The 1,846-nt window shown below is 33.6% G+C and carries 1 protein-coding gene and 1 pseudogene; both read right to left on the reverse strand.

From position 1 onward, the window contains the following. Window positions 1-1,498 (reverse strand): DEAD/DEAH box helicase (locus QI30_RS19045; protein WP_233600641.1); only part of this gene is annotated, 1,498 nt, incomplete at its 3' end. Beyond that, window positions 1,491-1,846: pseudogene (locus QI30_RS20640) on the reverse strand (hypothetical protein); the annotation flags it as partial. The pseudogene QI30_RS20640 and the gene QI30_RS19045, both read right to left, overlap by 8 nt.

A 1,846-nucleotide genomic window follows, 5' to 3' on the forward strand; every position in this document is an offset into this window, starting at 1 on the left:
TGCCGCATGTAATAGTGATTGTATAAGCGTTCTCTGGATCGTCTCCAATAGCTTTCTTTACTTTCTCTAAAGCTTCTATATTTTCTGAATCATTATCTCCTGAACCAGCAACGTTAATAATATCAAATTGGCTAAATACATCATGTTCTTTCATTAATTCGCTTAAAGCACGAGCCTCTTGAACACCTGGTACTAACCAAAGTGTATTTCTTAAATTGTCGCGATAATAATCTGTTGAAAAAGGGAAGTTTGTCTGATGTTCTTCATAACGGTCTTTTTTAGAAATTAAATTTAAAAAATCCCATACATCTTTTTCGTGAACAAATTTCCCACGTAATGAAAAGTTTGGCTCATTATTGTCATACGTTCTGAAGAATTCTCTGAAGTTAAAAGCTTTATCTTCAATATCAACATATTGATGATTGATGAATTCTTTATCAAGGTGATATGTAAAAATAGATAATTTAGGTAAGCTTGCGTATGGATTTGAATCACCAAAATTATTTTGATCCCACTCATACTTAGCTTGTTGTTCCATAACATAGTCCCACGTATAAATATCTGCTTCATCCTCGTAATCTTCAAAGAGATTAAATGGTGTCCCAGATAATTCAAGGGTAAAGGAGCGTTCAAGATTTTTATGTACGGCCTTAGCTAGAGGTGTTTTATTACCTTCGTGTGCTTCATCAACAATTACACAGTCCCATTTGGTTTCGAAGATTAAATCATTCTTTTCGTGATCACCGCCGACTTTGACAGAGCCTCGTAAATCTTGCATAGAGGCGAAATATACAAATGGATTTGCTCCATTTATTAAATTGGTAAAGGATTCGCCTTTATGGTTTGAGCCGAAGCGATAATCATTATTAAAAATTTTATGGAAGTCCTCAAACCAACCAGCGCTAACCACAGGACGATGCGTAATAATAATCGTTTTTTTGAATCCAGCTCGTTTTACAAGCTCTAAAGCACTAACTGTCTTACCGAAACGCATTTTGGCATTCCAAAGTTTTTTCGTTTTTCCTTTATCAATAGATGCTAATGTTTCAACAATTGCTTTTTCTTGTTCAGGTCGGAAAATAATTTGCTCCATATGGGTAGTTGCTTTAATTTGCCCAAGAGAAGATTCTCCTTTTTTTACAGCCTCAATTGCAGCGATAGCTGTATCTAGGTCAATTTCAAACCATTCTCGACCTTTAGTTGTTGAGGTTTGTTTAATACCTGAACGTTTTAAGACCGAATGAACGTCATAATCTCTAAATGCTTTTCCTTTATTCGTTACAGCTAAATCAAAATGCAATAAATTATATTCTATATCCGCTGTTTTAGTATATTGGTCAATACGTTGTTTTACAGCTGCTTTCATAGCCTCTTTATCGTAAGGATTCCCTTCAAAAACCGTGTCGCCGATTTTCAGTCGTCCTTTATGAGATGCATGTGGAATTGAAAAAATATAAATTACTTTAAAATTAAATGTTTGATAATAATCTTTAGTCACTTGATTCGCCATCCTTCACAATAGTTGCCTTAACTAAATCTAAAAATGGTACTTTTTCAAATATACGAATAGGTATTGCTTTCTTAATATATTTTTCTTCAACAAATAAGTCTTGTTCTCCTGTTAAATCGAACAAACTCAATTGCATAGGTTCCTCATTTAACAAGCTTTGCTCATAATGAAAACGATCTTGTTGCTCTTCAACGACATCTTTATAAATATATTCAACACGCTGAATTTGTTTATTACGATAATCAATTTCCCACTCAGAAATTCGGCCTAATTCGCCATATTGAATATTATTTTCGTTATCTCTTACTAACTCATGAGTATTAAAAAGAGGGACCA

The sequence above is a fragment of the Candidatus Kurthia intestinigallinarum genome (genome assembly GCF_003991225.1).
In the GTDB taxonomy this organism is placed as follows: domain Bacteria; phylum Bacillota; class Bacilli; order Bacillales_A; family Planococcaceae; genus Kurthia; species Kurthia populi.